This is a genomic window from Streptomyces nidicola (genome assembly GCF_050106155.1).
Taxonomy (GTDB): Bacteria; Actinomycetota; Actinomycetes; order Streptomycetales; family Streptomycetaceae; genus Streptomyces.
Window position 1 is genome coordinate 7184403 of the sequence record NZ_JBNBPI010000001.1, and the last position, 18081, is coordinate 7202483.

At 69.5% G+C, this 18081-nt stretch carries 12 protein-coding genes; 6 read left to right on the forward strand and 6 right to left on the reverse strand.

The window, feature by feature from the left end; all coding sequences use genetic code 11:
• Positions 1–84: 84 nt before the first annotated feature.
• From ACOKM3_RS32475 to ACOKM3_RS32490, 4 genes are all read right to left on the reverse strand, one after another.
• Positions 85–1701 carry a glycerol-3-phosphate dehydrogenase/oxidase gene (locus ACOKM3_RS32475; protein ID WP_426904818.1) on the reverse strand — a complete coding sequence of 539 codons (1617 nt, stop codon included), beginning with the start codon at positions 1699–1701 and terminating at the stop codon, positions 85–87.
• Positions 1702–1710: 9 nt separating this feature from the next.
• Positions 1711–3258 carry a glycerol kinase GlpK gene (gene glpK, locus ACOKM3_RS32480; RefSeq protein ID WP_426904819.1) on the reverse strand — a complete coding sequence of 516 codons (1548 nt, stop codon included), beginning with the start codon at positions 3256–3258 and terminating at the stop codon, positions 1711–1713.
• A 47-nt stretch (positions 3259–3305) separates the two neighbouring features.
• Positions 3306–4100, reverse strand: coding sequence for an MIP/aquaporin family protein (locus ACOKM3_RS32485; protein WP_426904820.1), 795 nt, complete (start codon positions 4098–4100; stop codon positions 3306–3308).
• Between the two features lie 344 nt (positions 4101–4444).
• Positions 4445–5236, reverse strand: coding sequence for an IclR family transcriptional regulator (locus tag ACOKM3_RS32490; protein WP_426904821.1), 792 nt, complete (start codon positions 5234–5236; stop codon positions 4445–4447).
• 292 nt (positions 5237–5528) lie between these two features.
• Here ACOKM3_RS32490 and metH point away from each other — a divergent pair, with 292 nt between their 5' ends.
• From metH to ACOKM3_RS32510, 4 genes are all read left to right on the forward strand, one after another.
• A complete protein-coding gene (metH, locus tag ACOKM3_RS32495) occupies positions 5529–9041 on the forward strand; it encodes a methionine synthase (RefSeq protein WP_426904822.1) in 3513 nt (1170 codons plus the stop codon).
• Between the two features lie 99 nt (positions 9042–9140).
• A complete protein-coding gene (locus ACOKM3_RS32500; protein ID WP_426904823.1) occupies positions 9141–9836 on the forward strand; it encodes an HAD family hydrolase in 696 nt (231 codons plus the stop codon).
• Positions 9837–10193: 357 nt separating this feature from the next.
• Complete coding sequence (locus ACOKM3_RS32505) at positions 10194–11801, forward strand: ABC transporter substrate-binding protein (RefSeq protein WP_426904824.1); 1608 nt, start codon at positions 10194–10196, stop codon at positions 11799–11801.
• A 70-nt stretch (positions 11802–11871) separates the two neighbouring features.
• Positions 11872–13449: an ABC transporter substrate-binding protein gene (locus ACOKM3_RS32510; protein WP_426904825.1), complete on the forward strand. Its 1578-nt coding sequence runs from the start codon at positions 11872–11874 to the stop codon at positions 13447–13449.
• A 63-nt stretch (positions 13450–13512) separates the two neighbouring features.
• Here the strand turns inward: ACOKM3_RS32510 and ACOKM3_RS32515 are convergent, their stop codons facing one another.
• Positions 13513–14184: a response regulator gene (locus tag ACOKM3_RS32515; RefSeq protein WP_266721484.1), complete on the reverse strand. Its 672-nt coding sequence runs from the start codon at positions 14182–14184 to the stop codon at positions 13513–13515.
• Positions 14185–14233: 49 nt separating this feature from the next.
• The gene (locus ACOKM3_RS32520) at positions 14234–15133 is read right to left on the reverse strand and encodes a RecB family exonuclease (protein WP_426904826.1); all 900 of its coding nucleotides are present in this window, start codon (positions 15131–15133) and stop codon (positions 14234–14236) included.
• 178 nt (positions 15134–15311) lie between these two features.
• On the opposite strand from ACOKM3_RS32520, the gene ACOKM3_RS32525 reads away from it, so the two are divergent.
• Positions 15312–16985, forward strand: a complete 1674-nt coding sequence (locus ACOKM3_RS32525; protein WP_426904827.1) for a site-2 protease family protein — start codon at positions 15312–15314, stop codon at positions 16983–16985.
• A gap of 55 nt (positions 16986–17040) precedes the next feature.
• Positions 17041–17946, forward strand: coding sequence for a tRNA (adenine-N1)-methyltransferase (locus tag ACOKM3_RS32530; protein ID WP_266721490.1), 906 nt, complete (start codon positions 17041–17043; stop codon positions 17944–17946).
• The last annotated feature ends 135 nt before the right edge of the window (positions 17947–18081 follow it).

Sequence of the window (18081 nt, forward strand, 5' to 3'; positions counted from 1 at the left end):
GAGCCCCGCGTCCGCAACCCCGGCACCGTACAGGCGAAAGGGGCGGCACCCCCCGTGGGAGCCGCCCCGTCCGTCCGGCCGGGACTACTTCTTGTCGAGCAGATCCTGCACCTTGGACCGCACGTCGTCCGTGGCCAGCCCACGAATCGTCAGCGTCGTACGACGGCGCAGCACATCGTCCTGCGTCTCGGCCCACTCGTGGTCACGCGCGTACACGACCTGCGCCCAGATCTCCGGCGCGTCCGGGTGCACCCGCTCCGCCAGCTCCGGGTTCTCGTTGGCGAGCCGCGCGATGTCGAAGGACAGCGAACCGTAGTGCGTCGCCAGGTGCTTGGCGGTGTCGGCCCCCATCCGCGGACCCGGCGCCGGGCTGTCCACGAGGAGCCGGTGCGCGACGGCGCGCGGGTTGGCGACACCCGGCAGCGGCAGCTTCTTCGGCAGGTCGCTGATCCGCTCGAAGTCGTCACCGAGCGGGTGGCCCGGCAGCGCCTCCAGCTTCTGCATGACCGTGCGTCCGATGTGCCGGAACGTCGTCCACTTGCCGCCCGCGACGGACAGCATGCCGCCCTTGCCCTCGGTGACGACCGTCTCGCGCTTGGCCTTCGACGTGTCGCCGGGACCGCCCGGCAGCACGCGCAGGCCGGCGAAGGAGTACGTGATCAGGTCCCGCTTCAGCTGCTGGTCGCGCACCGAGAAGGCGGCCTCGTCGAGGATCTGGTCGACGTCCTTCTCGGTGACCGAGACATCCGCCGGGTCACCCTCGTACTCCTCGTCGGTCGTACCGAGCAGCAGCATGTCCTCCCAGGGGAGGGCGAAGGTGATGCGGTACTTGTCGATGGGCGTCGCGAGCGCGGCCTTCCACGGCGAGGTCCGCTTGAGGACCAGGTGCGCACCCTTGGACAGGCGGATGGACGGCGCCGAGTTCGGGTCCTCCATCTTGCGCAGGTGGTCGACCCAGGGGCCCGTCGCGTTCAGCACCAGACGGGCGTTGACCCCGAACTCGTCACCGCTCGTGCGGTCCTTGAGCTCGGCGCCGGTGACCCGGCCGTTCGTGAAGCGCAGCCCGGTGACCTCGGAGTGGTTCAGGACCACGGCGCCGGCGTCGACGGCCGCGCGGACCGTCATCAGCGCCATCCGCGCGTCGTTCATCTGGTCGTCGCCGTACACGGCAACGGCCTTCAGGTTCTCCGTACGCAGCTCGGGAACGTCCTGCTGCGCCTTCGACGGGCTCAGCAGGTGCCCCACACCGTCCCCGAACGCGGACAGCGCGGAGTACGCGAAGACACCCGCGCCCAGCTTGGCCGCGCCGTGCGGGCCGCCCTTGTAGACGGGCAGGTAGAAGGTCAGGGGGTTGGCGAGGTGCGGGGCCACATTGCGGGACACCGCACGCCGCTCGAAGTGGTTCTCCGCGACCAGCTTGACCGCACCGGTCTGCAGGTAGCGCAGACCGCCGTGGAGCAGCTTGGAAGACGCGGAGGATGTGGCGCCGGCGAAGTCGCCGGCGTCGACCAGGGCCACCCTGAGACCGGACTGCGCCGCATGCCAGGCAGTGGAGATGCCCAGGATGCCGCCGCCGATGACCAGGAGGTCGTACGTCGCCTTGGAAAGCTGCTCGCGGGTCTCGGCGCGGCTCGGGTTGGAACCGGCGACCGGGTGCGTTCCGAGGGCAGGCACGGTCTGCAGGGTGGACTGGGTACTCATGGTGGGGTGTTACTCCTCGACAGAGCTGTCTTCGAGCCAGCCCATGGACCGCTCCACGGCCTTGAGCCAGCTCTTGTACTCACGGTCGCGGGTGGCCGCGTCCATGCGGGGGGTCCACTCGGCGGCCCGGCGCCAGTTGGCGCGGAGCTCGTCGGTGTTGGACCAGAAGCCGACGGCGAGACCGGCGGCGTAAGCGGCGCCGAGGCAGGTCGTCTCGGCGACCATTGGGCGCACCACCGGCGCGTCCAGGAAGTCCGAGAGGGTCTGCATCAGCAGGTTGTTGGAGGTCATGCCGCCGTCGACCTTGAGCGCGGTCAGCTCGACGCCGGAGTCCTTCGTCATGGCGTCGGTGATCTCGCGGGTCTGCCAGGCGGTGGCCTCGAGGACGGCGCGCGCGAGGTGCGCCTTGGTGACATAGCGGGTCAGACCCGCGATGACACCGCGCGCGTCGGAGCGCCAGTACGGGGCGAACAGGCCGGAGAAGGCGGGCACGAAGTACGCGCCACCGTTGTCCTCGACCGAGGACGCCAGGGTCTCGATCTCGGCGGCCGACTTGATCAGGCCCATCTGGTCGCGCATCCACTGCACCAGGGAGCCCGTGACGGCGATCGAGCCCTCGAGCGCGTAGACCGGCTTCTGGTCGCCGATCTGGTAGCCGACCGTGGTCAGAAGGCCGGAGTACGAGTTGATGGCCTTGTCCGCGGTGTTCATCAGCATGAAGGTGCCGGTGCCGTACGTGGACTTGGCCTCGCCCTCGGCGAAACAGGTCTGGCCGAACAGGGCCGCCTGCTGGTCGCCGAGCGCCGAGGCGACCGGGATGCCGCCGAGCAGGTCGCCCAGCTTGCCGCCGGTGACCTCGCCGTAGACCTCGGCGGAGGAGTGGATCTCCGGGAGCATCGACATCGGGACGCCGATGGAGGAGCAGATGCGCTCGTCCCACTGCATCTCGTGCAGGTTCATCAGCATCGTGCGGGAGGCGTTGGTGACGTCGGTGTAGTGCTTGCCGCCGTTGACACCACCCGTCAGGTTCCAGATGACCCAGGTGTCCATGGTGCCGAAGAGGATGTCGCCGCGCTCGGCGCGCTCGCGCAGGCCCTCGACGTTGTCGAGCAGCCAGCGGGCCTTCGGACCGGCGAAGTACGACGCGAGCGGCAGGCCGGTCTCGCGGCGGAAGCGGTCCTGGCCGACGTTGCGCCCGAGCTCCTTGCACAGGGCGTCGGTGCGGGTGTCCTGCCAGACGATGGCGTTGTGGACGGGCTCACCGGTGTTCTTGTCCCAGAGCAGCGTCGTCTCGCGCTGGTTGGTGATGCCGATGGCCTTGATGTCGTCGCGGGTGATGCCGGCCTTGGTGACGGCTCCGGCGACGACCTCCTGGACGTTCGCCCAGATCTCGTTCGCGTCGTGCTCGACCCAGCCCGGCTTCGGGAAGATCTGCTCGTGCTCCTTCTGGTCGACGGAGACGATCCGGCCGTCCTTGTCGAACACGATGCAGCGGCTGGACGTGGTGCCCTGGTCGATCGCCGCGATGAAGGGGCCGGTGGTGTGTGCGTCGGTCACGGTGTGCTCCTCGTGGTGCGTGGGGTGGTCGGTCTCGGCGGCGTCGCTCAGAACAGCTTGTAGATGAAGCCGGCGAGGGCACCGCCGATGAGCGGGCCGACCACCGGCACCCAGGCGTACGACCAGTCCGAGCCACCCTTGTTGGGCAGCGGGAGGAGCGCGTGCACGATGCGCGGGCCGAGGTCACGGACGGGGTTGATGGCGTAGCCGGTCGGACCACCGAGGGAGAGACCGATGCTCACCACGACGAGCGCGGTGATGAGGGCGCCGAGGACACCCAGGCCGTTGCCGTCGTCGTTGAGGCCCTGCGTGAGGATCGCCAGGACGAGCACGACCGTGGCGATGATCTCCGTCATGAGGTTCTGCGCCAGGTTCCGGATCTCCGGACCGGTGGAGAACACGCCGAGCACGGGCCCGGCCTCGGGGGCGGCCTTCGGGTCGACCATGCCCTCGTCGCCGTCCGTGCCGTTGTGCGCGGCGAGAACCTCGCGGTCGGTGAGGTGGGCGTGGAACTGCCCGTAGTAGGCGAGCCAGACCAGCACCGCGCCGATCATGGCGCCGAAGAGCTGGGAGACCAGGTAGAGCGGTACGTCGCTCCACTTGGTGCCGCCCTCGATGGCGAGGCCGACAGTGACGGCGGGGTTGAGGTGGGCGCCGGAGACGCCGCCCACCATGTAGGCACCGGTGAGAACCGCGAAGCCCCAGCCGAACGCGATGGCGACCCAGCCGGCCTCGAAGGCCTTCGAGCGCTTGAAAGTGACGGCGGCGCACACGCCACCGCCCAGCAGAACCAAGATGGCGGTACCGATGGTCTCGCCGAGGAAGATGTCGTGGCTGGACACCCGCGACTCCTTTGTCCTTCGTCCAGGGGAAAACCCGAGTAACGAACCTCCCGGGTCCCTTTCCGGTGGTCCGAGCCCTCAGGCGAGGGTCGGGTCCGGTCTGGCCTGTTCACACTCTAACGCGTATTGCCGGTAGGTGTTCGACAATGCCGACCGATGGACGCGAGTCTCGCTCTGCGGTTCCCGGCTCGTCAAGGGATCTTTTATCGATTGCGCGATCGTTATTGATCGCCTGCGGTTATCGGCCCGCCGTTGTGGGGCGACCGGCCGGTAGGGCGTTCAACGATGGTCACTCGGATCGGTGCGGCCTGCACCTTGAGCCCCGCTCGGCCCGCCCCGGAACCTCAGAAGCGGCTGGCGCCCAGATCGCGGGAGACGGCGCGGGCGCAGTCGCGTACGGCCGCGATCAGTTCGGGACGCAGCCCGCCCGACCCGGCGCCGCCATCGGCCTCGGGGTCCTTGCAGACGCGCTCCACCGCACCGGTGATGCCCACCGCGCCCACCGGCATCCGGTGCCGGTCGTGGATCGGGGCCGCGACCGAGGCCACGCCCTCCCAGGTCTCCTCGATGTCGGCGGCGTACCCGCGCGCACGGGTGAGATCGAACACCGCCTCCAGGTCGGCGGAATCGCACACCGTGCGCGCCGTGAAGTCCTTGCGCTCGGCCTCCAGGGCCTCGCTGTGCGCCACCGGGTCGTACGCGGAGAGCACCTTGCCCAGGGCCGTGGAGTGCAGCGGGTGCATCGCGCCCACCTCCAGGACCTGCCGGCTGTCGTCGGGCCGGAAGACGTGGTGCACGATCAGCACGCCCTGCTGGTGCAGCACGCCGAGGTAGACCGCCTCGCCGCTGGAGCGGGCCAGATCGTCCGTCCACACCAGGGCGCGCGCCCGCAGCTCGTGCACGTCCAGATAGCTGTTGCCCAGGCGCAGCAGTTCGGCGCCCAGCTGATAGCGCCCCGAGGCGGAGTCCTGCTCCACGAAGCCCTCGGCCTGCAGGGTGCGCAGGATGCCGTGGGCCGTGCCCTTGGCGAGGCCGAGCGCGGCGGCGATGTCCGAGAGGCCGAGCCGCCGCTCGCCGCCCGCGAGCAACCGGAGCATGGCCGCGGCCCGTTCGAGCGACTGGATGTTGCGTGCCATCGCAGTCCCTTCCTCCCTCGGTTCGTCCCGCTTGCAGGTCGCTGACAGGTTGCTGGCTGGAGTCGCCAAGCAACGTTCGGCAATGCTGAACAGTATCGGTCGTTGCCGACCTCGGGCGAGCGCGGCGTGCGCCAATATTTCCACCGGATGCTTCCGGCCACGACACGCGGACGGCGTTCCGGCTTGTGGACGTCACCACGACGGGACCATCGTCCCCGTTACCCTGACCGGGTGCGCCTTCAGGGAGTGGAGCCGCAAAGCCGACAGCCGTCGCACCTCTGGGAGAACTTTCATGGCCTCGTTGCCAACGCCCGCATCCGATCCCCGCGCCCGTGTGGACGCCCTCCGAGAAGCCCTCGCCACCCGCGTCGTGGTGGCCGACGGAGCGATGGGCACCATGCTGCAGGCGCAGGACCCGACCCTCGAGGACTTCGAGAACCTCGAGGGCTGCAACGAGATCCTCAACCTGACCCGGCCCGACATCGTGCGCTCCGTGCACGAGGAGTACTACGCCGTCGGCGTGGACTGCGTCGAGACGAACACCTTCGGCGCGAACCACACGGCCGCCACCGAGTACGACATCGCCCACCGCATCCACGAGCTGTCCGAGTCCGGCGCCCGCCTCGCCCGCGAGGTCGCCGACGAGTTCGCCGCCAAGGACGGCCGGCAGCGCTGGGTGCTCGGCTCCATCGGCCCCGGCACCAAGCTGCCCTCGCTCGGCCACATCGACTACGCCACGATCCGCGACGGCTACCAGCAGAACGCCGAGGGCCTGCTCGCGGGCGGCGCCGACGCGCTGATCGTCGAGACCACGCAGGACCTGCTGCAGACCAAGTCCAGCCTCATCGGCGCCCGCCGGGCGATGGACGCGCTCGGTGTCTCGGTCCCGCTGGTGTGCTCGCTCGCCTTCGAGACGACCGGCGTGATGCTGCTCGGCTCGGAGATCGGCGCCGCGCTCACCGCCCTGGAGCCGCTCGGCATCGACCTCATCGGCCTCAACTGCTCCACCGGCCCCGCCGAGATGAGCGAGCACCTGCGCTATCTCGCCCGCCACTCGAAGACGCCGCTGATGTGCATGCCCAACGCCGGCCTGCCCGTCCTCACCAGCGACGGCGCGCACTTCCCGCTGACGCCGCCGGAGATGGCCGACGCCCACGAGACGTTCGTCCGCGACTTCGGCCTCCAGCTGATCGGCGGCTGCTGCGGCTCGACGCCCGAGCACCTGCGCCAGGTCGTCGAGCGTGTCCGCGGCACCGAGCCGACGCCCCGTTCCCCGCAGCCCGAGCCGGGCGCCGCCTCGCTCTACCAGACGGTGCCGTTCCGCCAGGACACCGCGTACATGGCGATCGGTGAGCGCACCAACGCCAACGGCTCGAAGAAGTTCCGCGAGGCCATGCTGGAGGCCCGCTGGGACGACTGCGTGGAGATGGCCCGCGACCAGATCCGCGAGGGCGCGCACATGCTCGACCTGTGCGTCGACTACGTGGGCCGCGACGGCGTCGCCGACATGCAGGAGCTGGCCGGACGCTTCGCCACCGCCTCGACGCTGCCGATCGTGCTGGACTCCACCGAAGTCCCGGTGATCCGGGCCGGGTTGGAGAAGCTCGGCGGCCGCGCGGTCATCAACTCCGTGAACTACGAGGACGGGGACGGCCCCGAGTCCCGCTTCGCGAAGGTCACCAAGCTGGCCCAGGAGCACGGCGCCGCGCTGATCGCGCTGACCATCGACGAGGAGGGCCAGGCCCGCACCCCCGAGCACAAGGTCCAGATCGCCGAACGGCTGATCGACGACCTCACCGGCAACTGGGGCATCCTCGAGTCCGACATCCTCATCGACTGCCTGACGTTCACGATCTGCACCGGTCAGGAGGAGTCCCGCAAGGACGGCATCGCCACCATCGAGGCGATCCGTGAACTCAAGCGCCGCCACCCGGACGTACAGACGACGCTGGGCCTGTCGAACATCTCGTTCGGCCTCAACCCGGCCGCCCGTATCGTCCTCAACTCGGTCTTCCTCGACGAGTGCGTGAAGGCGGGCCTGGACTCGGCGATCGTGCACGCCTCCAAGATCCTGCCGATCGCCCGGTTCGACGAGGAGCAGGTGCAGACCGCGCTCGACCTGATCTACGACCGGCGCGCCGAGGGCTACGACCCGCTGCAGAAGCTGATGGCGCTGTTCGAGGGCGCCACCGCGAAGTCGCTGAAGGCCGGCAAGGCCGAGGAGCTGGCGGCCCTGCCGCTGGACGAGCGTCTCCAGCGGCGCATCATCGACGGCGAGAAGAACGGCCTGGAGGCCGACCTCGACGCCGCTCTCGAGACCCGGCCCGCCCTGGACATCGTCAACGACACGCTCCTGGAGGGCATGAAGGTCGTCGGTGAACTGTTCGGATCCGGCCAGATGCAGCTGCCGTTCGTGCTCCAGTCCGCCGAGGTCATGAAGAACGCGGTGGCCTACCTGGAGCCGCACATGGAGAAGGCCGAGGGCGAGGAGGGCAAGGGCACCATCGTCCTCGCCACCGTCCGCGGCGACGTCCACGACATCGGCAAGAACCTCGTCGACATCATCCTCACCAACAACGGCTACAACGTGGTGAACCTGGGCATCAAGCAGCCCGTCTCCGCGATCCTCGACGCGGCCGCCGAGCACCGGGCCGACGTCATCGGCATGTCGGGCCTCCTGGTCAAGTCGACCGTGATCATGAAGGAGAACCTGGAGGAGCTCAACCAGCGCAAGCTGGCCGCCGACTTCCCGGTGATCCTCGGCGGCGCCGCCCTCACCCGCGCGTACGTCGAGCAGGACCTGCACGAGATCTACGAGGGCGAAGTCCGCTACGCCCGCGACGCGTTCGAGGGCCTGCGCCTGATGGACGCGCTCATCGCGGTCAAGCGCGGCGTGCCCGGCGCGACCCTGCCGGAGCTGAAGCAGCGCCGCGTCCCGAAGCGCGACGTGGTGGTCGAGGAGACGCCCGACGAGGGCCCCGTGCGCTCCGACGTCGCCGTCGACAACCGGGTCCCCGAGCCGCCGTTCTGGGGAACCCGCGTCATCAAGGGCATCCAGCTCAAGGAGTACGCGTCCTGGCTCGACGAGGGCGCCCTCTTCAAGGGCCAGTGGGGCCTGCGCCAGGCGCGCACCGGCGACGGACCCTCGTACGAGGAGCTCGTGGAGACCGAGGGCAGGCCGCGCCTGCGCGGCTGGCTCGACAAGCTGCACACGGACAACATGCTCGAAGCGGCCGTCGTGCACGGCTACTTCCCGTGCGTGTCCAAGGGCGACGACCTGATCATCCTGGACGACGCGGGCAACGAGCGGACCCGGTTCACCTTCCCGCGCCAGCGCCGCGGCCGCCGCCTGTGCCTCGCGGACTTCTTCCGCCCGGAGGAGTCCGGCGAGACGGACGTGGTCGGCCTCCAGGTCGTCACCGTCGGCTCGCGGATCGGCGAGGAGACGGCCAAGCTGTTCGCGTCCGACTCCTACCGCGACTACCTCGAACTGCACGGCCTGTCCGTGCAGTTGGCGGAGGCCCTCGCCGAGTACTGGCACGCGAGGACCCGGGCCGAGCTGGGCTTCGCAGGCGAGGACCCGGCCGAGATGGAGGACATGTTCGCCCTGAAGTACCGGGGCGCCCGCTTCTCCCTCGGCTACGGCGCCTGCCCGAACCTGGAGGACCGCGCGAAGATCGCCGACCTCCTGGAGCCGGAGCGGATCGGCGTCCAGCTCAGCGAGGAGTTCCAGCTCCACCCCGAGCAGTCCACCGACGCGATCGTCATCCACCACCCTGAGGCGAAGTACTTCAACGCGCGGTAATCAGAACCAGTCGTACACTGGTCGGTCCAGCGCAGGCCGGTTGCCCCTTGCGGTTCGAAAGGGGCAACCGGCCTCTTCGTCCCTCATGGAGGTGTACGGATGACCAGTACGGTCCCCGCACTCGGTACCCGAACGGCCGAAGGCTCCACGCTTCAGGCCGTGCTCCTCGACATGGACGGAACACTCGTCGACACCGAGGGATTCTGGTGGGACGCCGAGGTGGCCGTCTTCGCCGAACTCGGCCACACCCTGAACGAGGCCTGGCGCCATGTCGTCGTCGGCGGGCCCATGACCCGCAGCGCCGGCTTCCTCATCGAGGCCACCGGTGCGGACATCACCCTGCCCGAGCTGACCGTGCTGCTCAACGACGGCTTCGAGAAGCGCATCAGCAGCTCCCTGCCGCTGATGCCGGGGGCCGCGAGACTCCTCGCCGAACTCGCCGCGCACGACGTGCCCGCGGCCCTCGTCTCCGCCTCCCACCGGCGCATCATCGACCGCGTCCTGGACTCGCTCGGACCGGCCAACTTCCGCCTCACCGTCGCCGGTGACGAGGTCTCACGGACCAAGCCGCACCCCGACCCTTACCTCCTCGCAGCCAGCGGCCTCGGCGCCGACCCCGCCCGCTGCGCCGTCATCGAGGACACCGCCACCGGCGTCACCTCGGCCGAGGCGGCGGGCTGTCAGGTCGTCGCCGTGCCGTCCGTGTCGCCGATCGAGCCCGCGCCTCGGCGCACCGTCGTCCGCTCCCTGGAACACGTCAACGTGCCTTTCCTGCAGGGACTCATGACGTCCTGAAGTCCGCGGGGTGGCTGAATCGGTGCGTACGACAGGCTCGTTACGGGTGTGACCTTTCCCACTCGTCCGGGGGTCGACAGCCTGCCGGGTGCATGCTGCGCGACCGCGTTCCGTGCGGCGAGGGGTGCCCTTGTGTCCCGATTGGCCACCCCATGCGACGAACCTTCCTCCTGAGGTGTTTTCGGTGCGTCCACGCCTGATTCCACAGCGTGATGAAAGGTCCGGTCCCGCGCCCGCGAACCGCGGCGGCACGCCCATTAATGTCGTCGCGAGAACATCGCCGTACCCTCCCGTCGCCCACGCGTCCCACCCCTGACGCCGGGCCGGCGGGTTCAACAGCTCTGGAGAACTTCGAGCATGAACCGCAAGACTTTGGTGCTGCCGGCCATCATCGGTCTGCTGGCCCCCGTGCTCGCCGCGTGCGGCGGGTCCGACAGCGGGGACGCGGGCGGCGATGCGATCAAGGTGGGCACCACGGACCGGTTCATCGCCTCCGGGAAGGTCCCCGCGCCGTTCGACCCGGCGTACGCCTACGACACCGGATCCTGGAACGTACTGCGCCAGACCGTGCAGACGCTCATGGCGATGCCGCGCAGCGGCAGCGGCGAGCCCGTGCCCGAGGCCGCACAGAGCTGCATATTCTCCGACAGCGGCAGCGAGCGCTACGCCTGCAAGCTGCGCAAGGACCTCAAGTTCGCCGACGGCAAGCCGATCACCGCGGCCGACGTGAAGTACTCCATCGACCGCGTCAGGAACATCAAGAGCGACAGCGGCTCCTTCGGTCTGCTCTCCTCGATCGACACCATCGAGACGCAGGGCGACCGCGAGGTCATCTTCCACCTCAAGTCCCCGGACGCCACGTTCCCGTACAAGCTGGCCACACCCTCCGCCGGCATCGTCGACCCCGACGAGTACCCGAAGAACAAGCTGCGGAACGGGTTCAAGGTGAACGGCTCCGGCCCGTACACCCTGAAGGCCACCGTCAAGAACGACGCCGTCGTCAAGACCGTCTTCACCAAGAACCCCAACTACAAGGGTCAGTTGAAGCCGAAGAACGACAAGGTGGAGCTGGACTCCTTCACCAGCGCCGACGCCATGGGCAAGGCGCTGGAGAAGGGCGACATCGACGTGATGACGCGCACCATGTCGCCGGAGCAGATCAAGAAGTATTCGGACAGCGCGCCGAAGAACGTCAACCTGGTCGAGATGCCCGGCATGGAGATCCGCTACCTCGGCTTCGACACCAAGGCGAGCACCGTCCGCGACAAGGCCGTCCGGCAGGCCATGGCGCAGCTCGTGGACCGCGGCGAGATCGCCTCCGACGTGTACGGCAACGGCGCCGAGCCGCTGTACTCGCTCGTGCCCAGCGGCATCACCGGCCACCAGAACTCGTTCTTCAACAAGTACGGCAACCCGAGCAAGTCCAAGGCCGCGGCGATCCTCCAGCAGGCCGGCATCAGCACCCCGGTCAAGCTCACGCTGCACTACACGAGCGACCACTACGGGCCCGCCACGAAGAAGGAGTTCGAGGTCCTTCAGAAGCAGCTGAACGCCAGCGGCCTGTTCCACGTCGACATCAAGGGCGACGTCTGGGACACCTACCGCGACGCCCAGCTCAAGGGGAAGTACGACGTCTACGGCCTCGGCTGGTTCCCCGACTTCCCGGACGCCGACAACTTCCTCGCGCCGTTCCTCGACAAGGACAACTTCCTGGCGTCCCCGTACACCAACAGCAGCATCCGCGGTGACCTGATCCCGGCCGAGCGCCGCGAGGCCGACCGGCTCACCGCCTCCAAGCCCATCCAGCAGATCCAGAACCTCGTCGCCGACGACGTGCCCGTCCTCCCGCTGTGGCAGGGCAAGCAGTACGTCGCCGCCCGCGACGACATCACCGGGGTGGAGTGGGCGCTGTCCGCCTCCTCGATCCTTCAGCTGTGGGAGCTCGGCCGCGGCGTCAGCGGCTGAGCCCACCCGGGGCCGGTCCACTCGCGGGCCGGCCCCAGCCCGTCCGCTCGACCGACGACAAGGCACGTACGTGAGAATGCGCAACCAGTGGCTGGTCATGCCCCTCGGCGCGGGACTCGCCGCGGCACTCCTGACCGGCTGTGGCTCTGACGAGAGCGACTCCGGCGACGACGGCAACGCCGTGGTCATGGGAATGTCCGACGACATCCAGGCCACCGACCCGGCCTCCGGCTACGACCCCGGTTCGTGGCTGCTGTTCAACAACGTCTTCCAGTCGCTGCTCAGCTTCCCCAACGGAGGCACCGAGCCGCAGCCGGAAGCCGCCAAGGAGTGCCACTTCAGCGACAGCGCGACCAAGGTCTACACGTGCACGCTGCGCTCGGGGCTGAAGTTCAGCAACGGTCACGCGCTCACGTCGAAGGACGTCAAGTTCTCCTTCGACCGCATGATGCGGATCAACGACGAGGCCGGCCCCGCGATCATGTTCCCGATGCTGGACAAGGTCGAGACCCCGGACGCCAGGACCGTCACCTTCAAGCTCAAGTCCGCCGACGCGACCTTCCCCAGCAAGATCGCCTCGGGCGCCGGCTCGATCGTCGACCACACGGCGTACCCCGCGGACAAGCTGCGTAACGACGGCAAGGCCGTCGGCTCGGGCCCCTACAAGCTCGACTCCTTCGGCAAGAAGCAGGCCGACTTCTCGGTCAACGCCAAGTACGAGGGCACCGCCAAGGTCAAGAACCAGGGCGTCACCATGAAGTTCTTCCACGGTGACCAGGCGGGCCTGAAGAAGTCCCTGACCGCCGGGAAGCTCGACCTCGCCTACCGCGGCCTCGCCGCCAAGGACGTCGCCGACATCCAGAACTCCGGCAGCAAGAACCTGGACGTCATCGAGGGCACGAGCGCCGAGGTCCAGCACCTCGTCTTCAACATGGACGACCCGGTCGCCGGGAAGATCGGCGTCCGCAAGGCGATGGCCTACCTCATCGACCGCGACGCCCTCATCGACGACGTGTACGACCAGACCGCCACGTCGCTGTACTCGATCATTCCGGCGGGCATCACCGGCCACAACACGGCCTTCTTCGACAAGTACGGGGCCCACCCCTCGAAGAGCAGGGCGGCGGCCGCGCTGCGCGCCGACGGCATCAGCGGCAAGGTCAAGCTCACGCTCTGGTCCACGCCCGCGCGCTACGGCCCCGCCACCGACGCCGAGTTGAAGACCATCGCCAAGCAGCTCAACGCGAGCGGCCTGTTCGACGCCGACGTGAAGTCCGTCGAATTCGCCCAGTACGAGCGGGACATCAAGTCCGGCAAGTACGGCGTCTACGTCAAGGGCTGGGTGCCCGACTACCCGGACCCGGACAACTTCACCCAGCCGTTCTTCGGCAAGGGCAACGTCCTCGACAACCGCTACGACAACAGCACCATCAGCGACCGGATCATCCCGGAGACCGGCGCCCAGAGCGACCGCTCCGCGGCGGCCCCGCGCTACGAGCAGCTTCAGAACATCGTCGCCGACGAGCTGCCCATCCTGCCGGTCTGGCAGGCCAAGCAGTACGCCGTCGCCAAGTCCGACGTGTACGGCCTGGAGAACTGCCTCGACGCCTCGACCGTCTTCCGGTTCTGGGAGATCAGCAAGGGCTGAGCCCCGTACGCACACGAAGGCGGCGGCCACCGAGCTGGTGACCGCCGCCTTCGCCGTTACCGCCTACTGCGCGCCCGGGCGGACCAGACCGCTCTCGTACGCGTACACCGCCGCCTGCACCCGGTCGCGCAGGCCCAGCTTCGTCAGCACATGGCCGACGTGCGTCTTCACCGTCGTCTCGCTCACGAACAGGTCGGCGGCGATCTCGGCGTTCGACAGGCCTCGCGCGACCAGCTTCAACACCTCCACCTCCCGCTCCGTGAGCGTGTGCAGCGTGTCCGGGACCGGCTCGTCCCCGGACGGGAGATGGTCCGCGTACTTGTCAAGCAGCCGGCGCGTGATGCTCGGCGCCAGCATCGCCTCGCCGGCCGCCACCACCCGGATCGCCTGCACCAGCTCGCCCGCGGGCGCGTCCTTCAGCAGGAAGCCGCTCGCGCCCGCCTTCAACGCCTCCACCACGTACTCGTCGAGATCGAACGTGGTCAGCACCAGAACCTTCGCCGGACCGTCCTTGCCGGGGCCCGAGATCTGCCGGGTCGCCTCCACACCGTCCATCCGCGGCATCCGGATGTCCATCAGGACCACATCGGGCTGCAGGGCACGCACCTGGTCGAGCGCCTGCAGACCGTCCCCGGCCTCGCCGACCACCGCGATGTCCTGCTCGGCCTCCAGGATCATGCGAAAGCCCGTACGCAGCAGCGGCTGGTCGTCGACCAGTAGGACGCGGATGGCCACGAAACTCTCCTTTGATCCTTCGATAGACCCGGCGGCCCATTCTGCCCTGCTATGCCTGCGGGAGGTCCTCCACCCCGGCCCGGGGCGCCGAGACGATCTGCAGCGGGTACGGCGGGGGAGTGCCGCCGAACTCCGGGCACACCGCCTGGTGGTCGCACCAGCCGCACAACTTCGTCGGCCGCGGCCGCCACTCGCCCGTCTCCGTCGCCTGCTGGATCGCCTCCCACAACGCGAGCAGCTTGCGCTCCACCCGCTCCAGATCCGCGGGCACCGGGTCGTACGTCACCACGTCCCCACTGCCCAGATACACCAGCTGAAGGCGGCGCGGCACGACCCCCTTCAGGCGCCACACCACCAGTGCGTAGAACTTCATCTGGAACAGCGCGCCCTCCGCGTACTGGGGGCGCGGCGCCTTGCCCGTCTTGTAGTCGACGATGCGCACCTCGCCCGTCGGCGCCACGTCCACCCGGTCGATGATCCCGCGCAGCTTCAGGCCCGACTCCAGCTCGGCCTGCACGAACAGCTCCCGCTCCACGGGCTCCAGCCGCGTCGGATCCTCCAGCGTGAACCACCGCTCCACGAGGCGCTCCACGTCGCCGAGCCAGCGCGCCATCCGCTCGCCCGCGGCCTCCTCGCCCTCACCGGCATCGGCGAACAGCTCGGCCAGCTCCGGCTTCGACTCCCGAAGGCGCTCCCACTGGCCGGGGATCAGCGCCGCGGCCCGCGGCGCCGTCCGCTCCTCCGCGGGCGCGTCGAAGAGCCGCTCCAGGACGGCATGGACCAGCGTGCCCCGCGTCGCCGCCTCGCTCGGCTTCTCCGGCAGCTTGTCGATCACCCGGAACCGGTACAGCAGCGGGCACTGCATGAAATCGCTCGCGCGCGACGGCGAGAGCGACCCCGGCGGGGCGGCCGCGGGCCGTGCGGGGGCCTGATCCGTGCTGGTCTCCATGCCGTACGACGATACGGGCCCGCACTGACAGTCAGGCACCTGCACACTGGCCGCGTCTTGCGTAGCGTGGCGCGGGGGAGTCGACGGGGGCCCGCCGACACTGTCCGCATACCATCGACGCCAGAACGTCCCGCCGGGCGGCGGGAAACGCTTCGAACGAGGGGACCGAGGGATCACCGTGGACGAGAGCGGCCAGCCGCAGTCCGGCACCGGGGAGGCGACGTCGCCCCGACCTCCGGCCGCGGTCGAGCCGGACGCGACCGAAGCCCGCGCAACCCGTGGGGCCCAGGAACCGGGAGAACCCGAAACGCCGCAGGACCAGGGGGAGCGCGGAACCGGCACGGAGCCGCGGGACGCGACCACCGAGCAGCCGTCGAACGCAACAGCGCAGCAGCCGGCCGACGCGGAACCGGACGGCACGGCGCCGCAGCAGACCTCTGACACTGCGCGGACTCCTGACACCTCGCAGACCCCCGGCACCCAGCAGTCCCCGGACACCTCGCAGACCCCCGGCACCCAGCAGTCCCCGGACACCTCACAGTCTCCGGGCACCCCGCAGGCCGACCCCACCCCGGCCGCGGACTCCACGCCCCAACCGCAGGGCACGCCGCCCGCGCACCCCTACGACCGCCACCCCGAGCGCGCCGCCGCCACCTCCGGCAAGCGCAAGGGCGCCATCAAGGGCCCCACCAAGCGCCCCGAACCACGCGGCGGACTCCTCATGGGCCGCCCCTTCGGCGTCCCCGTGTACGTCGCCCCCAGCTGGTTCCTCGTGGCCGCGCTGATCACCTGGGTGTTCGGCGGCCAACTCGACCGCGTACTGCCCGAACTCGGCGCCGCCCGCTACCTCGTCTCCCTCTTCTTCGCCGTCGCCTTCTACGCCTCCGTACTCATCCACGAACTCGCCCACACCGTCGTCGCGCTGCGCTACAAGCTCCCGGTGCGCCGCATCCAGCTGCAGTTCTTCGGCGGCGTCTCCGAGATCGAGAAGGAGTCCGAGACCCCCGGCCGCGAATTCATGCTCGCCTTCGTGGGCCCCCTGCTCTCCCTCGTCCTCTCCGGCGTCTTCTACGCGGCGATGCGCGCCGTCGAACCCGGCACCGTCCCCGGCGTGCTCCTCGCGGGCCTGATGATCTCCAACCTGATCGTCGCCGCGTTCAACCTCCTGCCGGGACTGCCCCTCGACGGCGGCCGGATGCTCCGCGCCATCGTCTGGAAGCTCACCGGCAAGCCCATGAGCGGCACCATCGCCGCCGCCTGGGTCGGCCGCGCCCTCGCCGTCACCGTCCTCATCGGCCTGCCGCTGCTCACCCAGTCCGGCGCCCTCGGCGAAGGCGCCGAGGAGTCCGGCGGCATGGACACCCTCATGGACGCGCTGCTCGCCGCCATCCTCGCCGCGATCATCTGGACCGGCGCCGGCAACAGCCTGCGCATGGCACGGCTGCGCGAACACCTCCCGGACCTGCGCGCCCGCACCCTCACCCGCCGCGCCGTCCCCGTCGAGGGCGAGACCCCGCTCTCCGAAGCCCTGCGCCGGGCCAACGAGGCGGGCGCCCGCGCCCTCGTCGTCGTCGACGCCGACGGCGACCCCCACTCCCTCGTCCGCGAGGCGGCCATCGTCGGCATCCCCGAACACCGACGCCCCTGGGTCCCCGTCAGCGGCCTCGCCCAGGACCTCACCGACGGCATGCGCGTCTCCGCCGAACTCGCCGGCGAAGAACTCCTCGACACCCTCCGCGAGACCCCCGCCACCGAATACCTCGTGGTCGAGGAGAACGGCGCCATCTACGGAGTCCTCTCCGCGGCCGACGTGGAACGCGCCTTCGTCAAGGCCATGGCCCGCCCTTCGTAGACATCGCACAACCCGCGTGGTCGGCGTCCCCCGTCAAGCCCGGTAGGCTGTTCGCATGTCCGAACCGACCGGTGCCGCCCGCAGGCGCGGGCCCTTCACGGTCGGGGACCAGGTACAGCTGACCGACCCCAAGGGCCGCCACTACACGTTCACGCTCGAAGAGGGAAAGAACTTCCACACCCACAAGGGTTCCTTCCCGCACGACGAGCTGATCGGCGCACCCGAGGGCAGCGTTGTCCGCACCACCGGAAACGTCGCCTACCTCGCGCTGCGCCCCCTGCTCCCCGACTACGTCCTGTCCATGCCCCGCGGCGCCGCCGTGGTCTACCCCAAGGACGCGGGGCAGATCCTCGCCTTCGCCGACATCTTCCCCGGCGCCCGCGTCGTGGAAGCGGGCGTGGGCTCCGGCTCGCTCAGCAGCTTCCTGCTGCGCGCCATCGGCGACCAGGGCATGCTGCACTCCTACGAGCGCCGCGAGGACTTCGCAGAGATCGCCAAGGGCAATGTGGAGCGCTACTTCGGCGGCCCGCACCCCGCCTGGCAGCTCACCGTCGGCGACCTCCAGGACAACCTGTCCGACGGTGACGTCGACCGCGTCATCCTCGACATGCTCGCCCCCTGGGAGTGCCTGGACGTCGTCAAGAAGGCGCTCGTCCCCGGCGGCATCCTGTGCTGCTACGTGGCCACCACCACGCAGCTCGCCCGCACCGTCGAGTCCATCCGCGAGATCGGCTGCTTCAACGAGCCGACCTCCTGGGAGTCGATGATCCGCAACTGGCACGTGGAGGGCCTCGCCGTCCGCCCCGACCACCGGATGATCGGCCACACCGGCTTCCTGCTCACCGCCCGCCGCCTCGCGGACGGCGTCGAGCCGCCCATGCGCCGCCGCCGCCCCGCCAAGGGCGCCTACGGCGAGGACTACGACGGCCCCAACGCCGCAGGCGGCAACCGAGGCCGCTGAGCCACCGGGGCCCAGTCACCGAAAACGTACAACCGCACAACGCGAAAGCGCCGCCGCCGAGTTCCCCCGCACCCACGGGAACTCGGCGGCGGCGCTTGTTCGTTGGCGTAACGGCAGCAACAGGACCAGATATCA